At 39.0% G+C, this 19,478-nt stretch carries 20 protein-coding genes; 8 read left to right on the forward strand and 12 right to left on the reverse strand.

What is annotated here, in order from left to right; translation table 11 throughout:
- Positions 1 to 4: 4 nt before the first annotated feature.
- The 6 genes from NST46_RS05700 to NST46_RS05725 form a co-directional block, all read right to left on the reverse strand.
- On the reverse strand, positions 5 to 625 hold the full coding sequence (locus tag NST46_RS05700; RefSeq protein WP_341136882.1) for an RraA family protein: 621 nt from the start codon (positions 623 to 625) through the stop codon (positions 5 to 7).
- Positions 622 to 1,494 carry a LysR family transcriptional regulator gene (locus NST46_RS05705; protein ID WP_341136883.1) on the reverse strand — a complete coding sequence of 291 codons (873 nt, stop codon included), beginning with the start codon at positions 1,492 to 1,494 and terminating at the stop codon, positions 622 to 624. The genes NST46_RS05700 and NST46_RS05705 overlap by 4 nt, the downstream gene beginning before the upstream one ends.
- 29 nt (positions 1,495 to 1,523) lie before the next feature.
- Positions 1,524 to 4,220 (reverse strand): aconitate hydratase AcnA, encoded by a 2,697-nt coding sequence (gene acnA, locus NST46_RS05710; protein ID WP_251659914.1) that lies wholly within the window; start codon positions 4,218 to 4,220, stop codon positions 1,524 to 1,526.
- A gap of 157 nt (positions 4,221 to 4,377) precedes the next feature.
- Positions 4,378 to 5,250 carry a LysR family transcriptional regulator gene (locus NST46_RS05715; protein ID WP_341136884.1) on the reverse strand — a complete coding sequence of 291 codons (873 nt, stop codon included), beginning with the start codon at positions 5,248 to 5,250 and terminating at the stop codon, positions 4,378 to 4,380.
- Positions 5,251 to 5,422: 172 nt separating this feature from the next.
- The gene (locus NST46_RS05720) at positions 5,423 to 5,566 is read right to left on the reverse strand and encodes a DUF1657 domain-containing protein (protein ID WP_341136885.1); all 144 of its coding nucleotides are present in this window, start codon (positions 5,564 to 5,566) and stop codon (positions 5,423 to 5,425) included.
- Positions 5,567 to 5,580: 14 nt separating this feature from the next.
- Entirely contained in the window at positions 5,581 to 6,279 is a 699-nt protein-coding gene (locus NST46_RS05725) for a DUF421 domain-containing protein (protein WP_341136886.1), read from the reverse strand.
- Between the two features lie 95 nt (positions 6,280 to 6,374).
- Here NST46_RS05725 and NST46_RS05730 point away from each other — a divergent pair, with 95 nt between their 5' ends.
- Entirely contained in the window at positions 6,375 to 6,713 is a 339-nt protein-coding gene (locus tag NST46_RS05730; protein WP_158586181.1) for a DUF4363 family protein, read from the forward strand.
- A gap of 140 nt (positions 6,714 to 6,853) precedes the next feature.
- On the opposite strand, the gene NST46_RS05735 is transcribed toward NST46_RS05730, so the two are convergent.
- Positions 6,854 to 8,092 (reverse strand): IS256 family transposase, encoded by a 1,239-nt coding sequence (locus NST46_RS05735; RefSeq protein ID WP_251661683.1) that lies wholly within the window; start codon positions 8,090 to 8,092, stop codon positions 6,854 to 6,856.
- Positions 8,093 to 8,354: 262 nt separating this feature from the next.
- Here NST46_RS05735 and cax point away from each other — a divergent pair, with 262 nt between their 5' ends.
- On the forward strand, positions 8,355 to 9,452 hold the full coding sequence (cax, locus tag NST46_RS05740; protein ID WP_118888286.1) for a calcium/proton exchanger: 1,098 nt from the start codon (positions 8,355 to 8,357) through the stop codon (positions 9,450 to 9,452).
- Between the two features lie 108 nt (positions 9,453 to 9,560).
- On the opposite strand, the gene NST46_RS05745 is transcribed toward cax, so the two are convergent.
- From NST46_RS05745 to NST46_RS05755, 3 genes are read right to left on the reverse strand one after another with little or no spacing between them, the layout of a single operon-like run.
- The gene (locus tag NST46_RS05745; RefSeq protein ID WP_095310298.1) at positions 9,561 to 10,076 is read right to left on the reverse strand and encodes an RNA polymerase sigma factor; all 516 of its coding nucleotides are present in this window, start codon (positions 10,074 to 10,076) and stop codon (positions 9,561 to 9,563) included.
- Between the two features lie 25 nt (positions 10,077 to 10,101).
- Positions 10,102 to 11,868, reverse strand: coding sequence for a sensor histidine kinase (locus NST46_RS05750; protein ID WP_303447045.1), 1,767 nt, complete (start codon positions 11,866 to 11,868; stop codon positions 10,102 to 10,104).
- Positions 11,865 to 12,584 carry a response regulator transcription factor gene (locus NST46_RS05755; RefSeq protein WP_251659905.1) on the reverse strand — a complete coding sequence of 240 codons (720 nt, stop codon included), beginning with the start codon at positions 12,582 to 12,584 and terminating at the stop codon, positions 11,865 to 11,867. The genes NST46_RS05750 and NST46_RS05755 overlap by 4 nt, the downstream gene beginning before the upstream one ends.
- Positions 12,585 to 12,736: 152 nt before the next feature.
- Between NST46_RS05755 and NST46_RS05760 the strand changes: the two genes are divergently transcribed.
- The 5 genes from NST46_RS05760 (at position 12,737) to NST46_RS05780 (ending at position 17,689) form a co-directional block, all read left to right on the forward strand.
- On the forward strand, positions 12,737 to 13,915 hold the full coding sequence (locus NST46_RS05760; RefSeq protein ID WP_303447047.1) for a DUF418 domain-containing protein: 1,179 nt from the start codon (positions 12,737 to 12,739) through the stop codon (positions 13,913 to 13,915).
- 350 nt (positions 13,916 to 14,265) lie between these two features.
- The gene (locus NST46_RS05765) at positions 14,266 to 15,273 is read left to right on the forward strand and encodes a TRAP transporter substrate-binding protein (protein WP_095310291.1); all 1,008 of its coding nucleotides are present in this window, start codon (positions 14,266 to 14,268) and stop codon (positions 15,271 to 15,273) included.
- Positions 15,266 to 15,751, forward strand: a complete 486-nt coding sequence (locus NST46_RS05770) for a TRAP transporter small permease (protein WP_118888282.1) — start codon at positions 15,266 to 15,268, stop codon at positions 15,749 to 15,751. The genes NST46_RS05765 and NST46_RS05770 overlap by 8 nt, the downstream gene beginning before the upstream one ends.
- A complete protein-coding gene (locus NST46_RS05775; RefSeq protein ID WP_118888281.1) occupies positions 15,751 to 17,046 on the forward strand; it encodes a TRAP transporter large permease in 1,296 nt (431 codons plus the stop codon). The genes NST46_RS05770 and NST46_RS05775 overlap by 1 nt, the downstream gene beginning before the upstream one ends.
- A gap of 319 nt (positions 17,047 to 17,365) precedes the next feature.
- A complete protein-coding gene (locus NST46_RS05780) occupies positions 17,366 to 17,689 on the forward strand; it encodes a nucleoside triphosphate pyrophosphohydrolase (protein ID WP_095310284.1) in 324 nt (107 codons plus the stop codon).
- A gap of 47 nt (positions 17,690 to 17,736) precedes the next feature.
- Here the strand turns inward: NST46_RS05780 and NST46_RS05785 are convergent, their stop codons facing one another.
- A complete protein-coding gene (locus tag NST46_RS05785) occupies positions 17,737 to 18,387 on the reverse strand; it encodes a YdeI/OmpD-associated family protein (protein ID WP_118888280.1) in 651 nt (216 codons plus the stop codon).
- 194 nt (positions 18,388 to 18,581) lie between these two features.
- Here NST46_RS05785 and NST46_RS05790 point away from each other — a divergent pair, with 194 nt between their 5' ends.
- The gene (locus NST46_RS05790; RefSeq protein ID WP_118888279.1) at positions 18,582 to 18,953 is read left to right on the forward strand and encodes a VOC family protein; all 372 of its coding nucleotides are present in this window, start codon (positions 18,582 to 18,584) and stop codon (positions 18,951 to 18,953) included.
- A gap of 82 nt (positions 18,954 to 19,035) precedes the next feature.
- Here the strand turns inward: NST46_RS05790 and NST46_RS05795 are convergent, their stop codons facing one another.
- Positions 19,036 to 19,431 (reverse strand): VOC family protein, encoded by a 396-nt coding sequence (locus NST46_RS05795; protein WP_095310280.1) that lies wholly within the window; start codon positions 19,429 to 19,431, stop codon positions 19,036 to 19,038.
- Between the last annotated feature and the right edge of the window lie 47 nt (positions 19,432 to 19,478).

Consider the following 19,478-nt stretch of genomic DNA (forward strand, 5'->3'; position numbering starts at 1 on the left):
CAGTCTAATTTCCCAAAATCCCATCAATGTGCTTATAAATAGCCTCTATATCGCCTGCCACTCTCGATTCTCTTTCCTCATCCTTTCTCAGCTTCTTTTGTGCTTGTTCCAATACTTCGTTCTCCCTTTCCTTTGGCACGACAACAACACCGTCACGATCACCTACGATAATATCCCCTTGTCTGACAACTACACCGCCACAACTGATTGCTATGTTGGAATACCCTGCATCCGACTTACTGCCAGCGACGGTTGTTGTCCCCCGGCAGAACACAGGAAAATCCAACTCCAGAATTCCTTCCACATCCCGAACCACCCCATTGGTAACCACTCCTTTAATACCTAATGTTTTGGCCATTCCTAATATAAAATCCCCTGCAATTGCTTTTGACGTGTCGTCCTCAGCATCAACGACAAGTACATCCCCAGCATTCGCTTCTCTTATTGCTTTTAGGAATTCCTTGTTCTGTCCTTTTGGGATTTTTACCGTATGTGCTCTACCCGCAATCTTATATTGTTGAGCTAATGGTTTTATCGCAAAATCCATCGCATTTTGTCCTGCTAACCCATCCGAAACACAGGTGGATGGAAGCTTAGCAAACTCCTCTACATAATTCACTGTCATCTTACTACCCCTCTCGTTTTATTGTTATGTTTTTTTACGAAATCAACAAACTCCGAAACAATCTTTGTATCTAACAATGCTTCTGAATAATACATCCATGTATGAATATCCACCTGAGTTTGATGCCTATCAAAAAGATCAACGCGAAAGATATCCGTGTTCCCTTCCAGCATCGACGCAGGTAAAAGCGCATACCCCAAGCCTTTAATAACCATTTCTTTACATGCTTCCACACTGTCCACTACCATGCCAATGGTTGGGGCTATTTCATAATGGTCACTCCACCACGATTCAATCAGCGAATTGACAACTGTACCTGTTTGATAATCAATTCTAGGGTAATCAGGAAGTGCATGTAGATCAATCTCATTTCTTGAAAATAAACACATTGGATCTTTAAATAATAAATATTTACTTCCTGCCCATTCATAATCTCCTCGAATAAATCCAATATGAATGTTCTCCGTGTTGATGAGATGTGAGATCTCCTTCCCCCAGCCACTTCGAATATTAAATTCCACTTCCGGATAAGCCGATTGGAAGTCGCGCAAAATGGATGGGAGGTGATATTTAGCAAAATGATTTGTGACACCAATATTTAATTTGCCTTTCATATGTGCATTCATCTTTTCGGTATTCTCTTTAATCCGATTTAATCTGGCATCTATCTCTATTGCCTTTTGCGCCAAATACTCCCCCTCTTTTGTAAATACGATTCCTCTGCTTTTTCTTTTATAAATCGTAATAGTAAACTCCTTCTCGATCTTCTTAATTTTCTTTGTTAATGAAGGCTGGGATATAAAAAATTCCTCAGCTGTTCGTGTGATATTTTTATGTCGATATAACCCTTTAATGATTTTCCAATCCATATCATCCAAGGTAAATCCCTCACTTTCATTCAGATCGTTAATTTATCCGAATACGTCTGAACAATGCTTGGTAATATCCCACCATTATTGTAGTAGTCAACTTCTACGCGGTTATCTAAGCGAGCGGTGGTGTCGAAATAAAACAACTCACCAGTTTCACGCACTGCCTTTACTTGAATGGTTTTACCTGGGTATAAATCTTCCAGCTGGTTACCGAAATAAAAGGTTTCCGTGCCTATTAGCTGTAATGTTTCTTTATTGGTTCCTTCCATAAATTGCAATGGCAGAACACCCATTCCAAGTAGGTTACTCCGATGAATCCGCTCAAAGCTTTCTGCAATTACCGTTTTCACCCCTAATAGCAATGTCCCCTTTGCAGCCCAGTCTCTGGAACTTCCTGTTCCATATTCTTTTCCTGCAACGACTGTAAGCGGCGTACCGTCTTGTTCATAACGTTTTGCAGCTTCATAAACCGTCATAACCTCATTTGTAGGAAAATACGTTGTATACCCACCTTCCATATCGGGTAAAAGCTGGTTGCGTATTCTTACATTGGCAAAGGCTCCTCTCTGCATTACTTCATAATTGCCGCGCCTTGATGGATAGGAATTAAATTTTCTAGGAGTCACCCCATGCTCCATTAAGTATGTTGCGGCTGGACCATCCGTTTTAATCCTGCCTGCAGGAGAGATGTGATCCGTTGTTATGGAATCACCAAGCATTAATAGAATTCTCGTTCTATCCAGGTTTGACTTCTGAATGACCGCCTGATTAAGAAATGGAGGTTTTCTAATATAAGTCGATTCTGGATCCCATTGGTAGATTTGCCCACTCGGTATCTCCAATTCATTCCAATCCTCGTTACGCGTGAAAATTTGATCGTAATTTTTCTTAAACATACTGGATTCTAATGACGCCTTACGAACTGCTTCAATCTCTTTTGATGTTGGCCAGATATCCTTTAAATACACGGGGCTATTGTTTGTATCATAGCCTAGTGGCTCGCCGTCAAATTCAATATCGACCGTTCCTGCTAATGCATATGCAACAACTAATGGCGGCGATGCAAGATAATTTGCCTTTACCTTCGGATGGATTCTTCCTTCAAAATTCCGGTTGCCAGACAATACGGATGCGACCGTTAAATTATTGTTGCTAACCACTTCATCAACGGCATCGAATAATTCCCCAGAGTTACCAATACATGTCGCGCATCCATAGCCTGCAATGTTAAACCCTAGTTGCTCTAGATAGGCAAGCAATCCAGACTTTTCCAAATATTCGGTAACAACCTTTGAGCCAGGTGTTAAGGATGCTTTCACATAGCTTGGTTTCACCAGATTTCTTTCAATAGCCTTTTTGGCAACTAATCCAGCTCCAATCATCACATTCGGATTCGATGTATTCGTACAGCTTGTGATTGCCGCAATAACAACACTCCCTGCCTTCACTACCTCGTCCTCTATCGCAGCTTCCTTTGCTACTTCATCCTCTGTGAGCCCATATCCACCGGCAGTGACTGGTTTTCGTAAACTGTCTCGAAATCGTTGTTTTAATTCGGATAAATCAACTCGGTCCTGTGGTCGCTTCGGTCCAGCTAGAGATGTAACGACCAAGGAAAGGTCAAGTTCAATCGTATCGGAATAAGCAGGATAAGCTTCATGCTCCTCACGAAAAAGCCGCTGTTTTTGATAATACGTCTGAATGAGGTGTATATCTTCCTCACTGCGCCCTAGCATTCGTAAATAGTCTAATGTTTCATAATCAACCGGGAAGTAGGACATTGTTGCACCAGATTCAGGCGCCATATTGGAAATCGTTGAACGATCAAAAACCGTCAGTGATTTCACACCGTCACCATAAAACTCTACAATTTTTCCAATTACATTTTTCTCCCGCAGCATATTCGTTACAGTAAGAGCAAGATCTGTCGCTGTTGTTCCCTCTGATAATGAGCCGGTTAGCTTAAAACCAATAACTTCCGGACTAATAAAGTACAGGGGATCACCGAGCATCGCTGCTTCCGCCTCGATTCCCCCAACCCCGTAGCCAACAATACCAAGACCGTTAATCATCGTTGTATGGGAATCTGCACCAACAAGTGAATCTGGAAAAATATGAATCTCGTTACCTATCTCTTCCACAACCGCAACTTTAGTCAAATACTCCATGTTGATCTGATGCATAATTCCTGACGAAGGCGGAAACACACGGAATTTATCAAAATTGGACTGGGCCCATTTGAGAAACTGAAATCTTTCTCTATTTCTTTCAAACTCACGCCTCTCATTCATACTTCTCGCATTCTCAGACCCTGCAAAATCAACCATAACAGAATGGTCTACAACTAAATCTACTGGAATCTTCGGGTTAACCTTGCTTACATCTTCCCCTAATTCAGCAACAGCATCTCTTAATAAAGCAAGATCCACAATCACAGGAATACCTGTAGTGTCGTGCAATAACACACGATACGGTTTGAATGGCATTTCCTTTTTTGAACTTTTGTCGCTAGCCCAGTTTGCTAAATGGTACACATGATCTTCCGTTATTTTCTTACCATCCATATTTCGCAGGGCTGCTTCCAAGAAAACTTTAATCGTATAAGGCAATTGGGAAAAATCCTGGCCGATTTCCTTTTCCAGCTTATGTAATGCATAGTAATAATAGCTAGTTCCATTCAACGTAAAGCTATCCTTTGTATTGGAAAGCTGCTGATTATTCATCGAACATACCCCTTTATGATTTCTTTCATTTGATTATCATCAGTTTAATGTAAACGTAATCATAAATGAAGTATCGATTTTTTATAAATATGCATAAAGAAAAGGCATAACACGAATACTATAAATACAATGCAGCAGATTCGATCCAAAAAGAGATTTAAATCGATTCCTGAAAATCTACTTCATTGATAAACTCCACAAACGCCCTTACGATATTCAATTCAAACGACTCCTCTTTGTAAAGCATCCAAGAAGAGCGACCAATCGGGGCATCATTTTTATCAATCAAGTCTACTTTATAAAGATCAGGAATATCCTGCACTACCAGCTTTGGCAAAATAGCGTATCCTAACCCTTGCTTCAGCATTTCTCTGCATATATCGGTTTGTCCAACAACCATATGAATATGGGCTCCTGCCGTATAATTTTCCATCCACCACGTATTAATCAATTCTTTTAGCTTATAATCGGTTTTATATTCAATCCGAGGCAGGTTTGGGAGATCTTCTAAACGAATTTCATCCATCGATGCGATACATACTGGTTCCTCAAATAGTAAATGCTTGATCCCCTTCCACGCATAATCCCCTCTGACAAAACTAATATGGACATCTCCTTCCTGCATCATTTTGAAGACATCGCGACTAAACCCACTCGTGACATTAAATTGGACAAGTGGATGCTTTTCCTTGAATTGCTGTAAGAGTTCTGGAAGCTTATACCTTGTCATAAAATTTGCAACACCAAGCTTTAACGTACCAACAATTGGTTCCCGCATACTCGATAAAACGTTCTTCACTTCTTCTACTTGTTTCAAGTATTCGATTCCTTGCTCTGCTAGATACTCTCCCTGCGGTGTTAACTGCGCCCCGCGATTCATTCGGTAGATAATATTGACGTTTAATTCCTTTTCCATTTTTTTAATTCTTACTGTTACTGCTGGCTGAGTCATAAATAATTTCTTTGCGGCGTTTGAAATATTCCCCTCCGTTTTGATCATCGATAGAATATTCCAGTCTTTTTGATTCAAGTAGTTTCCCTCCCCTTTTGCCTTTTAGATTATTTTACCGTATTCTGACATTATTAAAAACACCCTAGAATTTATCACACCTAAAGACTTATACGCCAACAGTATATAGAACGGAGAAACCAGTACTAGTCCCGCTATGTATCGTGCACCTGCCTTCTATAAACAGTCCCTCCTACTTCAAATAAGGCAAAATCGTATCCAAGGTTTTTTTTAGCTCTGATGCCTGTTGAGCGTATAGCTTCTTCGCTTCAGGATTATCTGTTTCCAGAGAAAAACTCTCCAAATCTGCCTGGATCTTTTTGAGCGTTGCAGCCACAAGCGGCCTCTCTTCTACAACAGGTCTTCTATATTGATCCTCAAATCCACATACATATTGCCCCGCGAATCTATTTGAGCTAAAAAGACATCCTTAATACTTTTGGCTCCTTGCTTCTGTACTTCTCCTTCTAACCATTCCTTTGAATAGCCAAGATTCTCCAAGCTCTTTTTTAATATCTTTCCATCCATTATCAAGATGGTGGGACCATGCTCCTTTTCCAGTGGAATTCCTAGTATTTGGGGTGTAACTGGCTGTTGGTTTGTTTTCAACAATACACTTAGCTGACCATTTGTTTCAAAAACTGCCATCTCTACATCTGATACTTTAAAAGTGCCTTTTTCTCTTAATAGCAATAATAATTCATTGACTGTTAGCAAATTCTTTTTTAAATTCTTATGCAATATCTCCCCGTTCTGTATTAAGATAGTTGCTTTACCGTCTGTAATATTAGAAAAGATTATTGATTTCATACCAACATAGGCTAAAATAATTGGAAATAACCCCCAAATCGTTAAGGACACTAGTCCGTTCACAATTTTAACGTTTTGATCAATTGACAGGGTTGCAGCTATTGAACCAATCGTTATTCCAACACAATAATCAAAAAAAGTAAGCTGTGAAATTTGCTTCTTTCCCATAACCCTAGTCATTAGTAATAATAAAAAGAAAGCAACTATTGACCGAATAAGAATCAAGACGACCTCAGGCATGATCCAATCTCCCGCCTTTCTAAAATTCAAATATATATTCGTATTATGGGCAATCTATGTATAACCATTCATCAAATACGGAGGGGCAATTAGGTATGAAAAAGATAAAAATCCTATTAGCATTTTTAGCTATTCTGCTAGCTGGCTGCACCAATCAAGTCGGAGGAGATTATTTCTTTAACCACATTGATCAGATTGAACAGGAAATAGACCAATCAAATTGGGACAAGATTGCGGTCCAAACAGATGAGTTAAAAAAGATGTACAAAAAAAATAGATGGAAAATACAGCTGCTAGGTGATGAAGGTGAGTATGAGGAACTGCATATAAGCATCAACATTCTAATCGCTGCAGTTCTGGAAGAAGATTCAACAAGCGCTAGACTTGAGCTCGCTACAGTCAGATCAATTCTAGAGGATATTTATTCTTTGTAGATAGTGCCAGTATTTTACCAAGAAAGCCCGATGGTTGATATTGTAAAAGCTGTAATATATCAGATTCCCTATAGCGTAAAAACAGGTCAAACACTGTCACTAGTCCTGGGTTTGTCAAATAAAGTGTGTAAGTTCTAAACTTACTCAAGATATTTTAAAGCCCTCTCTTTTAGATTTCCATGGAGAAGTAGTTGGTTCATAACCATTGCCCAGTTTTGGATATGGCCACCTTCCCATTTGGTTTCGAGTTCTTTGACTCGTAAAAATAATACTTTTAGTAGAGCGTTCTCGTTAGGGAATGCTCCTTTTTTGGTTACTTTTCTGAAGCTGGAATGGATGCTTTCAACTGCGTTGGTGGTGTACATAACTTTACGAATGGCACTTCCATAATCATAAAGCTGCTCGACATGGTGGAAGTTTCTTGTCCAAACATCAATTGCCCCTGGATAAGCAGCCCATTGCTGTTGAAAGGATTCAAAGGCACTTAGGCAAGCCTTGTGGCTTGGCGCACCATAAACTTTCTTTAAGGCTTTGGTGAATGTTTTATAATCCTTGCTGGGAACATATTTGACGGAGTTACGAATCAAATGAACCATGCATCGTTGAACGATTACGTCAGGGAAAATCGCACGTGCTCCTTCTTCCAAACCACTCACACCATCCATGGATATAAAGAAAATGTCTTCGACACCTCTCGCCTTGATTTCATCGAAAATCTGCATCCATTTGTGTTTGCTTTCCGTTTCATTTAACCATAAGCCAAGGATTTCTTTATTCCCTTCCATTGTGTAACCCAGAATCGTATAGACAGCATATTTCTTCGCCTCATATTGATTGCGGATGGTTGTATACATGCAATCTACGAAAACAAATGCATAACAGTCACTTAACGGTCTGGTTTGCCAATCCTCCAGTTCAGGAAGCACTTGATCCGTAATATCGGATATCATTTCATGAGATACTGAAAAACCATAAATATCTTCAATCGTTGATGAAATATCACGCTGCGACATCCCACGTGCATACATGGAGATCACTTTACCCTCAATGGCAGAAACATCCTTCTTACGCTTCGGTATCAGTTCAGAATTAAAGGAACCGTCACGGTCACGGGGCATATTAATATCTACTTCTCCTGAAGCTGTTTTGATCGTTTTCTTTCCATACCCATTGCGTCTGTTTTCGGTTTCTTTTTCTCCTTTATCATTCGAATCGTATCCTAAGTGGTTATTCATCTCGCCCTTTAACATTGTTTCAAACATAGGACCAAATATATCTTTGAGTGCATTTTGCATATCTTCAACTGACTCTGGTTGATAGTCTTCAATAATTTTATTTGCCAACTTAACTGATTTCGGGTCTCGCTTTGACTTCGTCATTACATAACCTCCTATCAATTTAATTCCATTCTATCAAAATTAAAAAAATGTGTAAGCAAGAACCGTACGCATTCTTACTTACACAGTTAATATTACACTCCCCTAGTCCTAAGCTAAGGTATTAAAATCCATTTGGGTTCTCTCTTCTTCTTGCTATAAATATCATCCTCCTTATCCCCCTTATTCATTATCATTCAAAGCCATACACTATCTCCGTTTTCCCTAAAACCTTTTCAGAAATAAATTCCAATAAATACGGGTAATCTATAATTATCTAAATAAAGAAACGGAGGTCTTCAACATAAATAAATTATTTGCGATTTTCGTTGTCCTTGGAATACCACTTTCTATCATTGGCTCGATCTTTCATTGGTCTGCCATCATGATGTTTATCATTTATTGTTTGACAATTGTTGCCTTAGCTGGCTTTATCGGCCGTGCCACCGAGAGCCTGGCAATTGTTTTAGGGCCAAGAGCTGGTGGTCTGCTAAATGCAACCTTTGGAAATGCAGTTGAACTTATTATTTCTATTTTCGCATTAAAAGCCGGGCTTATTGGAATTGTGCTCGCTTCGTTAACAGGCTCTGTATTAGGTAACTTACTGCTTGTCGGTGGGCTATCTTTCTTTGTTGGTGGTCTGAAATATAAACGGCAATCCTTTAATATCTACGAAGCACGTCATAATGCAGGGCTGTTAATCTTTGCAGTCATTGTCGCCTTTGTAATTCCTGAGGTGTTTACACATACGATGAATGAGAAAGACACAATGGTTTTAAGTGTTGGGATTTCCATTATTTTAATCGTCCTCTATTTGGCGGCATTGTTATTTAAATTTGTCACCCACCGCGGGGTTTACCAAGCAGATGAAACACAAAGTGAAGTCGTTCATGAGGAAGAACCAGAATGGGGGAAAACAAAAGCAATCGTAATTCTGGCACTTGCAACAGTTGCCGTTGCTTATGTTTCGGAACATTTAGTGTCCACATTTGATATCGTCGGAGCGACATTTGGCTGGTCCGAATTATTTATTGGGATTATTATTGTTGCGATTGTTGGAAATGCTGCAGAGCATGCCTCAGCAATTATCATGGCGTATAAAAATAAAATGGATGTTGCGGTCGAAATTGCCGTTGGCTCCACCCTCCAAGTCGCCATGTTTGTTTTGCCGATTCTTGTTTTGCTATCCCTGTTCTTTCCCACGCCCATGCCACTCGTTTTCACATGGCCGGAATTAATCAGTATGGTGACAGCTGTGTTATTAATGATTACGTTATCCAATGACGGGGATTCCAATTGGTTTGATGGACTTGCCTTACTTGCAGCGTATGTGATTATGGGATTTGGGTTTTACTTTATTTAAGGAATTCAATTTATTTAACAGGCAAAACGTACAAAAGGCCGTAACCTTCATCTAGCTAGGGTTACGAGCCTTTTTCTCGGAAACTTCATACTTTAACTTCAACAATCTCTACCCAATACGAAATAATACGTTCTCTTTTTCAGTAGAATCCATACTCTTTAATGCTTCGCTCAGCTTCTCTCTCGCCTGATAAATAGAGGTACGCACTTCGGATTTAGTAGTATGGAGAACTTCACTAATCTCCTGGTCAGATAAGTGATACCAAGTCTCTAGAATGACAGCCACCCGTTTGTTAAAAGGAACGTGCTGCAGCAAGGGGAGAATACCTTTAGCAGAATTCACTTCGCCCGTACTAAAGCCTTCCATAAATTGTTCTTGTGTTAGACAAACCATTGATTGATATAACCATATTGAAAATTTTTTATCCTCAGTAAAATAATCATCCATGTGAGCATAAACGTACAGAAATGTCTCATTGGCAATCTCTTCAGCTTTCTCCTCGTTGCCCATCAACAAGATACAGAGATTATAAACCGATTGCTGGTAGTGCTGAACAAGCTTTTCAAACGCTTTAACATTTCCTTTCCTTACCCGCTTTATGATATGTTTTCCAATCTCCTTCAATCTTCTCCCCTCGCTTTCTTTTTCACTATGAAACTGCCCTCTTGTCTGGTACTTCTACCTGGGAAAATACCACCGTTACAATAGTTCCTGTATTTTCTTCAGATTCCACAAGAATTGAACCTTGATGCAGCTTTGCAATTTGCAATGCAATGCTCATACCAAGACCAGTACCTTCCATACTCTCTTCTGTATTCGTTCCACGATAGTACCGACTAAATAAATTCTCCTTCGTCTCCTCATCCATACCTAGACCATTATCAATCACCCTAATTTTAAGCTCTTGATTATTTGCTGTTTCATCTACGCGAATTACGACGGAGGTTCCTGGCGGGTTATGCTTCATCGCATTATAAATTAAGTTATCGATCATTCGCTCAAACAATCGTTCATTCATTTGTACAACTCGATTCGATTTCAATGGCTTAAACGAAATGGAATATTCCTGGAACGTGATGTCATTGGTAAATTTTCTTATTACCTTCTCCAAAAACGAATTAATCTCCACCGTTTGGAGTGAAACAAGTGCAGCATTATTCTTCAGTTGGAAGCTAAGGGTAAAGTCTTCAATCAGCTTTACCATATAATCACTTTTTTCATAGATTGTTTTTCCAATATCCTTTAGCTCTTGCTGGGACCACTCGTATTCTCCACTTTCTAATAATCTCCCATATCCTTCCATTGTCGTAAGTGGGGTACGCAGGTCATGGGAAATGCCTGCCATCCATTCCTCTCTCGTCTTTTCCAATTGCTCGCGTTCTTTTTTCGAAGCATCAAGCTTTTGTGCCATATCATAAAAGGCATAGAAGACTTCTCGATACAACCTGTAACGCCACTTGATCTTTCCATTTTTCCTAAAAATGTGCTTCTTCTCACGCTCTGTTAAAACCTCATCATATTGGCCATTTCCCATTCTGCCTAGCCAGTTTGCAAAAACCAATAATGGATTCCCATATCTGAAACCATTCCAAATGGAAATTACAATTGTAATAAGCAGTACAATTGCTGCCGTAATAAGCAGACCGATTAATGTTGCTTGATACGTTTTTAGATTGATTTCTCCTTTATGCACATTTGGTGTATACAGAACCCATAAATCACCTGTCTCGGCATCACGATATGTCTGCTGCTTGGTCGAATACATATCTGGAGATATACCTCGTTTAAAAGCATCTAACGGTAATTCCTCTTCACGTTCTGCTTCCCCAAGCGATATTCTCTGTTCCCCATTACTCCCATAAATCTCAAGGGTTCCTTCGACCTCTAATAACTTTTCATTTACTGCAGCAGTGTCCTGCTTGGCGATCGTCCCATTATCGTTATATGTCTCAACAAGTTCATCCAGTGAGATGCCTGATTCCGGTTCATGCCCCAAAACAAATAAATAATCCGTCTCATAAAACGTCTCCAAATAAAAGGTTAGCTCATACCCCTTATAGGATTCGTTTTCTTTCATGAGCAGTAAATCATGCATACTATAATGATCCGGGAAATCATTCGGTACATTTCCAGCATCAATTACGTCACCTTGTTTATTAATGATCTGCACCCAAATATCTTCATCAAGCCCTTCACTCCACCCCTCACGCATTTCCAAGTCTCGAAATGATTCACCAGCATCCAGCATGGAAATTTCTTCAAGCATTGTATAATAATAATTATGTCCAGCTTGATCCTCTGTCATCAATCCAATGGTAAGTACTAATGTAATTGCAACAACAATTACCATTAAAATGGCAATCGAAATAAATTGAATGGAAAAATGCATAAACAGACGTCTTCTAAGCTTTTTCATCTAACATGTTCCTTCACTAGCTTGTATCCTAATCCTCGAACCGTTGTTAAATAGGTTGGCTTACTTGGATTTTCTTCAATTCTCTCTCTGATTCTTCTAATATGTACAGACACTGTATTTTCATCGACATAGTGGTCGAACCCCCATACTGCATCGAGTAGTGCTGACTTTGAAAAAACTCGATTCGGATGTTTACAAAGGTAAAGTAATAGCAAATATACCTGTGTCGGGCAGGACACAACTTTTTCATTCACGATTAGCTCCCCTGCTTGTTCATCCAGTACAAAGCGACCAAAATCATACCGCTTGGTTGGCATTGTATTTTTTTCTGCCTTTGGATGAGATTCAGTTCTTCTAAGATGCGCCTTGATTCTTGCTGCTACCTCCAATGGATTAAATGGCTTTGTTACATAGTCGTCTCCACCCGTTGCAAAACCGGTAAGGACATCCAAGTCAGAAACTCGTGCCGTCAGAAAGAGAATATACGCGCTCGTTAGCTCTCTCATTTTTGGACTGAGATCAAATCCACTGCCATCTGGAAGCATCACGTCCAAAATAATAATGTCAATAGGATGCTCCGCAACAAAGGATAATGCTTCCTTTCCTGTAAAAGCGGTATATATATGTTCAAATCCTTCTTTTCTTAACATTAACTCCAACATTTTTACGATGGCTTTTTCATCATCCACAATTAAAATATGTGTCTCATTTCCCATATTTTCCACCTCAACGACATTCTACCACGGAAAGTTTACGATTAGTTGAACAATATTAAGGAATACGTTATAAATTGTTAAGATTCTGTTCAATTACGGGATATTTAAGACTGATACCTTAAATGTATAACGAACAGAGAGGAAGTACGTGCATGAAACGAAGAATAAGTACAATTGATGGATTAAGAGGTTTTAGTTTACTCGGAATTCTGATCGCGAATATGCTGATTTTCCAATATGGGATATTTGGCAAGGATAGTCCTGAGCATTTTCAACTATCTTCACCCGATACGGTAGCCTATGTGTGGACAAAGATTTTTATAGAAGGAAGCTTCCTGCCTATTTTCATGTTTTTATTTGGCTATTCCTTGATTAAGCTAAAAGAAAAGCTAGAAAGAAATCAGTTAAAAGTAAAAAGACATCTCGTACGACGGTTTCTCCTATTCTTTGCGTTTGGGCTGTTCCATTCCATTTTCATTTGGGAAGGAGATATCCTGCTGGCGTATAGTTTGATCGGCTTTTTAATGCTACTTTTTATAAATCGGAAAAAGAAAACCTTGCTCGTTTGGGCGATTGTGCTATTCGTCTTAACCTCTCTCATGGGATTCGGTGAGATTGAACAAACGGAAAAAGACATACAACTCATGGAATCTTATATCCTGGAGGAAACGGAGGTTTATTCAAGCGATCGTTATGCCGATGCACTCGCATTTCGACAAAGCGGAGAATTGCCTTTTGATTTACCGGAATTCTTTTATGTGCTAATGCTTGTTCTCACTCCCCTTTTAATTGCGCCACTTACGTTACTTGGAATGTACGCCGCAAAGCGCAATTGGTTTACGAATCCAAAACAGGAGAGAAAATGGTATATTCGAGGTGCAATGGGGTTTGGAATAACAGGTTTATTGCTCAAGAGCTCCCATTATATTATCCATGATCCTAGTTGGACGGAAGGTGCTTACAGTATCGGGGCAATCTTCTTAGCGCTTGGTTATATTTTCGGCTTTGCGATTCTTTATACAAAGGAAGCAGGGAAATTCCTGTCCTCCTTTGAAAAAGTCGGGCAATTATCTCTTACAAATTACCTAACACAAAGTATTATCTGTACAGCTATTTTTTATGGATATGGACTAGGGCTCTTTGCGAAGATGGGAGTTTTCCTGGGCATTCTGTTAGCCTTCGTTATTTTCGTTTTGCAAATTGTTTTCAGCCAGCTTTACATGAAATGCTTTAGAACGGGACCGTTTGAGAAGATCATGCGGATTGGCAGTTATTTTTCTTTGAAGGGGCAGGTGAAGCAAAAGAGTAAGAGGAAAGAAAGCGCAGCCTAAGAAAATTAGATTGAATAATTAAAGACTTGGAATATCCAAGTCTTTTTTTGTCTAACCAATCCATTAAAAAGACGCACGCAGATATCTCCTGTTGGGAATAAATTTTCATTATTATCTCCTGAGGAGACATGGTTGAATTATTTCGAATATACAAGTATCATGGTTGTATAGTTTGTTTGGTTGTCAAACTATTAGCGAACATCACGACAGGGGTAATTTAACCTACTAGATGTAAGCGCTAAACTATAAATGTTATCGCTTTCGTAATCTCAACCAATAAAAGCGTGAGAAAAGCGTGAGAAAACCGTTCATTAGAACACAAACAACACGAAAAAATCCAGGGAGGGTATATGGTGAAGAAATCTGTCATTACGTTATTTACAGTATTACTATTGTTTATACTTGCAGGATGTCAAGGTGATTCTGATCAAACTAAAGCTATTGAACTGAAACTAGCGCATAACTTACCGCTTGAACACCCCGTCCATTTATCGCTAGCAGAATTTGCGAGACTTGTAGAAGAAAAATCCAGCGAGGAAATAAAGGTAAAAATTTACCCAAATGCGCAATTAGGCAGTGAACGAGAAGTAATTGAATTAACACAAACCGGTGCGGTTGATTTAGCGAAAGTGAGCGCAAGTCAATTAGAAGGGTTTGAATCCGATTATTCGATTTTTAGCCTTCCATATATCTTTGAAGATTACGAGACCTATGAAAAAGTCATGAATAATGAAAAAGTAACAGATAAATTGTATAACCAAACAGAAGATATAGGCTTTATCGCGTTAACTTATTATAATGCAGGACAAAGACACCTTTATACGAAAGATAGAGAAGTACATGATGTGAACGACATGAGAGGTCTGAAAGTGCGGGTACAACCCAGTCAAACGAGCGTTCAAATGATTAATGCTTTTGGCGGGATCCCAACAGCAATGGATTATGGTGAAGTGTATACCGCTATACAATCTGGTGTTATCGATGCAGCTGAAAATAATGAAACCGCATTAGTAGGAAACAACCATGGTGAGGTTGCAAAATACTTTATGTATACTGGCCATCAAATTGTACCTGACATGTTTATCATGAATGCAACTAAATTTAATCAATTATCCGATGACCATCAACAGGTTATTAAAGAAGCTGCTCAGGAATCCACGCTATATCATGAAGATGTATGGGCAAAAACCATTGAAGAACAAACAGAGATAGCAAAGGATGAAATGGGTGTTAATTTTATTGAAGTGGATAAAACCCCATTTATCGATGCTGTGCAACCGCTTCACGAACAGTTTGCTAAGGACGAAAAGACAAAGGAAATTTACCAATTAATACAGGAGGCGAAACAAGATGAATAAAGCAAAAAAATGGGTCGACAAGCTCTTACTAAGCCTCTCCTCTCTGTTAATCATTGCCATGGTTGTGCTTTCGATTTGGCAAGTGGTAGCAAGGTATGTACTCAGCATTCCTTCCCCAGCTACCGAGGAAATAACGAGATTTATGCTTATCTGGTTTGGACTATTAGCTGCTTCCTATGTATTTGGAGCTAAAAAACATATTGCTATTCTCTTCTTTAGAGAAAAATTTGCTGCTAAAACGCAAATCTCTATCGAAAGAATAACGGACACACTAGTTATATTGGTTGCATCTATCCTTATGGTTTATGGTGGAATTAAAGTCGTCATGCTTACTATTGCCCAAACTGCTCCGGCAACGGGGATTTCAATGGCATTTGTTTACATGTCGTTACCATTAAGTGGCTTATTTATCATCTTTTACACGATCCATGGTATGTTAACCAATAAAATCAAGGAGAATCAGGAGGTGGGAGTATAATGATGGCGATTGCAGGTACGATTCTTTTTATAAGTTTTATTCTTTTATTATTAGTTGGAGCTCCCATCGCAATTGCGATTATATTAAGTTCTGTCATCACTTTTTTCACTGTGCTGCCTTTTGACGTCGCATTAATGACATCTGCCCAACGAATGATTACTGGAATTGATAACTTTACAATGCTGGCAATCCCTCTATTTGTATTAGCTGGGATTATTATGAATAACGGTGGGATTGCATTTCGTCTCGTGAACTTTGCTAAAGTATTAGTAGGTAAGTTGCCTGGATCTTTAGCACATACGAATGCTGTTGGGAATATGCTATTCGGCTCCATCGCTGGTTCTAGTGTGGCAGCCGCAGCGGCAATGGGACGGATTATGGGTCCAATGCAAGAAAAGCAAGGATACAAGAAGACATACTCAGCAGCTGTTAATATCGCATCCGCTCCAACAGGGTTGATTATTCCACCAAGCTCTGTCGTAATTGTTTATTCACTCGTCAGTGGCGGAACTTCAGTTGCTGCATTATTTATGGCTGGGTACATCCCAGGTATTCTATGGGGTATAGCAGTTATGATTGTTGCCTATTTCATGGCAAAAAAAGAAAATTACCCTGTTTCTACATTACCTAGCATTAAAGATATTTTATATATAATTGGTAGCGCTATCCCTAGTCTCTTTTTAATTGTCATTGTAATTGGTGGTATAGTTGCCGGAATATTCACCGCTACAGAAGGCGCAGCAGTTGCCGTTCTCTATTCCACGATACTAGCAATTATTTATAAGGGGCTGAAATGGAGGGATATCCCAGCTATACTAAAGGAAACCATTGAAATAACGGGGATGATTCTTTTCCTTATTACGTCATCTGCTTTATTCTCACTTGTCATGTCGTATTTAGGCTTACCAGAGGCTATTAGTAACGCATTATTATCCATAACAGAAAATCAAATTGGGATTCTCTTAATTATGATTCTAATTCTGCTTTTAGTAGGGACCTTTATGGATATTACGCCAGCAGTACTGATCTTTACTCCTATCTTTTTGCCGGTTGCAGAAACGTTCGGAATGGATCCTGTTCATTTTGGAATGATTCTATGCTTCGCCCTTTGTATTGGTAATATGACACCACCTGTTGGCAGTGCCTTATTTGTTGGAGCATCTGTAGCGAACGTAAGAATTGAACAAGTTATTGGAACATTAATTCCATACTTTGTGGCTGTCATTATCGTATTGTTACTTGTAACCTTTATTCCGCAGCTTTCCCTGTTCTTACCAAATCTATTTAATTTATAGCAGAGTCAGTTGGGTATAGATTGTTCCAAGCTGTAATATATGAAGGGGGCAGGGTCCGTTTACCTGTCCCCATTTCTTGTTCATGGACACCCTCCCTCTAGTTATCCCCTTTCCATACTGGCAAACTTCTATAATTATCTTAAATTCACCCTAAAGTTTTGTAATTAAAATGAAAGGGAATGCAATAATTAATGAATCTAGCAGTGATTTACAATTCCTCAAAACGTACAGTTGAAATTGATCAATTTCCAGTATGCAGAGCGACGTGTTAAGGGAAAGTCCCCAGGTAAAAATATTAAACTAACAAAGGAGTGCTCACATGCCAACATACAACAAACTAGTTCGAGACCGAATCCCTGAAATCTTAAAAAACGCTGGCAAGGACCTAAAAACAGAAACACTAAATCATGATCGTTATATTCTTGAACTCAAGAAAAAATTAAGTGAGGAAGTAGGAGAATATCAGAGTGCTTCAACGAAGGAAGAAGAGTTGGAAGAACTGGCGGATATTTTGGAATTAGTCCATTCCCTTCTAGGTATACACGGAGCTTCTTTTGATGAATTAGAACAAATCCGGGCTGATAAAGCAGCTAAACGTGGAGGCTTTGATGAAAAAACCTTTCTAATTGAGGCTGATGATTAGAATAATGGCTAAATGGACAGCGGGGACAGATCCACTGTCCCCTATTCCTAATTCTTTTTCAATCGAAATAAATCAATCGACTTATACCCTTGAGATAAGATATCAACCATTTGCGCTTGGCGTTTATCCCGTGTTTTCTGTTGCTTCGTAGAAAAGATATAGCGAGCCCAATCTTTTTGATAACCCGGGGTTAACCCCTTGTAAAACTGGAGTTCATTTGGATAATCTCCTAAAATTCTTTCTATGTCTTTCACATTATCCTTATAATCTGCTACACACTGACTTGCAGCAGAAGTCTTTTTAGTGCTCTTTTTGTCTCGTTTTAACCCTACAACAGTAAACACATCATCCATACTTACCATCCGAGAAAATTTCAAATCGCTGTTTTCCGCATATCCATCTTCGTCCACTTTCAAAGCAGGAAAGATTTCATCCCGATGCACAAAGCTTTCATAGCGCTTATTTCCCTTTTTCGGATACGCAAAAAACAAGTAGCCTTTTTCGAGTAATTGCTCTTCTTTAATGATACATCGTGTATGCTCTACCATCTCGTCAATTGTTTCTACAAAGACAAAAATCGCATCATGTTCTCCAGCCAATGTCGTTTTGTATCCATCAAAAATAGCATAATCGTCCGGCTCGCCAAGAACAGCCATGTTTACGTATTTATTTAAATTTAACTTGTTGATAATTGTCATCAAGATACCCACTCTTTCATTTAAGAATCAGCTATTAGAAGTATAACACGTCCATATAAAGATTTTAAGGATCCCCCCTGGTACGTTTTCTCTCGTAATTTGGTAAATCTTGTTTGTTTCAAATCAATCACTTATACTAAAATTATCAAAAGGTTTCGTCTATGTATTTAAGGAACAAAAGAGGAGGAAAAAGTATGAAGCTAGGCGCATTTTCTGTAAGTTTAACGGTTAAAGACATTCAAGTATCAAAATCCTTTTACGAGAATCTTGGATTTAAAACACTCGGTGGGGATATTACACAAAATTGGCTTATTATGAAAAATGGAGATTGCGTAATCGGACTTTTTCAGGGCATGTTTGAGAAGAATATTTTAACCTTTAATCCTGGTTGGGATCAAAATGCAAAAAATCTCGATTCATTTACAGACGTCCGAGAGCTTCAGAAGCAGCTTAAGGAAAAAGGGATAAAATTGACAACCGAAGCCGACGAGGCAAGTGAAGGGCCTGCACATTTCACCATTGAAGATCCAGACGGAAATCAGATCCTTGTAGATCAACATCGATAGAAATACAGTAAATAAAAAAGCCTTTTGCCCAGTATCATTACATACAAAGCAAAAGGCTTACTAGGGTTATTACGAATAGATGCTACTTGGCATTCTCATCTGGTTGATGGATTCCAAATATATTTCCCTCCGTATCATGATAGTAGCCTTGCCATGCCATACCGGGAAGGGCATGCTTTGGCCTTGCTACCTTGCCTCCATTATTAATAATTTTCGTATCCGTTGAATCATAATCTTCAACACCCATTGTACAAGCATAAGCATTCAAAGCCTGGTTGATTTCTGGCGAAGCACTTTGACGCTGCATCAAAGCTCCATTAATACCAAGTTCATTATCATCGCCAGTCACTGCTCCGAAGTAAGGCATCCCAGCATAGTCACTCCAATCTTCAAATGTCCATCCGAATACCTCACCATAAAACTTCTTCGCTCTTTCCATATCATCCACATGAATTTCGAAATGAATTAATCTCCCCATAGCAGCCTCCATTTTTCGTATTTGGTTTTCTTCTATCAAACTGTACG

The sequence above is a fragment of the Oceanobacillus sp. FSL W7-1309 genome (assembly GCF_038002145.1).
Lineage (GTDB): Bacteria > Bacillota > Bacilli > Bacillales > Amphibacillaceae > Oceanobacillus > Oceanobacillus profundus.

Bases quoted from the DNA above. Each gene is read 5' to 3' on its own strand.
- NST46_RS05705 (WP_341136883.1), bottom strand. From the start codon at position 1,494: ATGGATTGGAAAATCATTAAAGGGTTATATCGACATAAAAATATCACA.
- NST46_RS05760 (WP_303447047.1), top strand. From the start codon at position 12,737: ATGAAACGAAGAATAAGTACAATTGATGGATTAAGAGGTTTTAGTTTA.
- NST46_RS05755 (WP_251659905.1), bottom strand. From the start codon at position 12,584: ATGGGAAATGAGACACATATTTTAATTGTGGATGATGAAAAAGCCATC.
- NST46_RS05735 (WP_251661683.1), bottom strand. From the start codon at position 8,092: ATGACGAAGTCAAAGCGAGACCCGAAATCAGTTAAGTTGGCAAATAAA.
- NST46_RS05725 (WP_341136886.1), bottom strand. From the start codon at position 6,279: ATGCCTGAGGTCGTCTTGATTCTTATTCGGTCAATAGTTGCTTTCTTT.
- NST46_RS05730 (WP_158586181.1), top strand. From the start codon at position 6,375: ATGAAAAAGATAAAAATCCTATTAGCATTTTTAGCTATTCTGCTAGCT.
- NST46_RS05750 (WP_303447045.1), bottom strand. From the start codon at position 11,868: ATGAAAAAGCTTAGAAGACGTCTGTTTATGCATTTTTCCATTCAATTT.
- NST46_RS05700 (WP_341136882.1), bottom strand. From the start codon at position 625: ATGACAGTGAATTATGTAGAGGAGTTTGCTAAGCTTCCATCCACCTGT.
- NST46_RS05785 (WP_118888280.1), bottom strand. From the start codon at position 18,387: ATGACAATTATCAACAAGTTAAATTTAAATAAATACGTAAACATGGCT.
- NST46_RS05770 (WP_118888282.1), top strand. From the start codon at position 15,266: ATGAATAAAGCAAAAAAATGGGTCGACAAGCTCTTACTAAGCCTCTCC.
- NST46_RS05765 (WP_095310291.1), top strand. From the start codon at position 14,266: ATGGTGAAGAAATCTGTCATTACGTTATTTACAGTATTACTATTGTTT.
- NST46_RS05790 (WP_118888279.1), top strand. From the start codon at position 18,582: ATGAAGCTAGGCGCATTTTCTGTAAGTTTAACGGTTAAAGACATTCAA.
- acnA (WP_251659914.1), bottom strand. From the start codon at position 4,220: ATGAATAATCAGCAGCTTTCCAATACAAAGGATAGCTTTACGTTGAAT.
- NST46_RS05795 (WP_095310280.1), bottom strand. From the start codon at position 19,431: ATGGGGAGATTAATTCATTTCGAAATTCATGTGGATGATATGGAAAGA.
- NST46_RS05775 (WP_118888281.1), top strand. From the start codon at position 15,751: ATGATGGCGATTGCAGGTACGATTCTTTTTATAAGTTTTATTCTTTTA.
- NST46_RS05780 (WP_095310284.1), top strand. From the start codon at position 17,366: ATGCCAACATACAACAAACTAGTTCGAGACCGAATCCCTGAAATCTTA.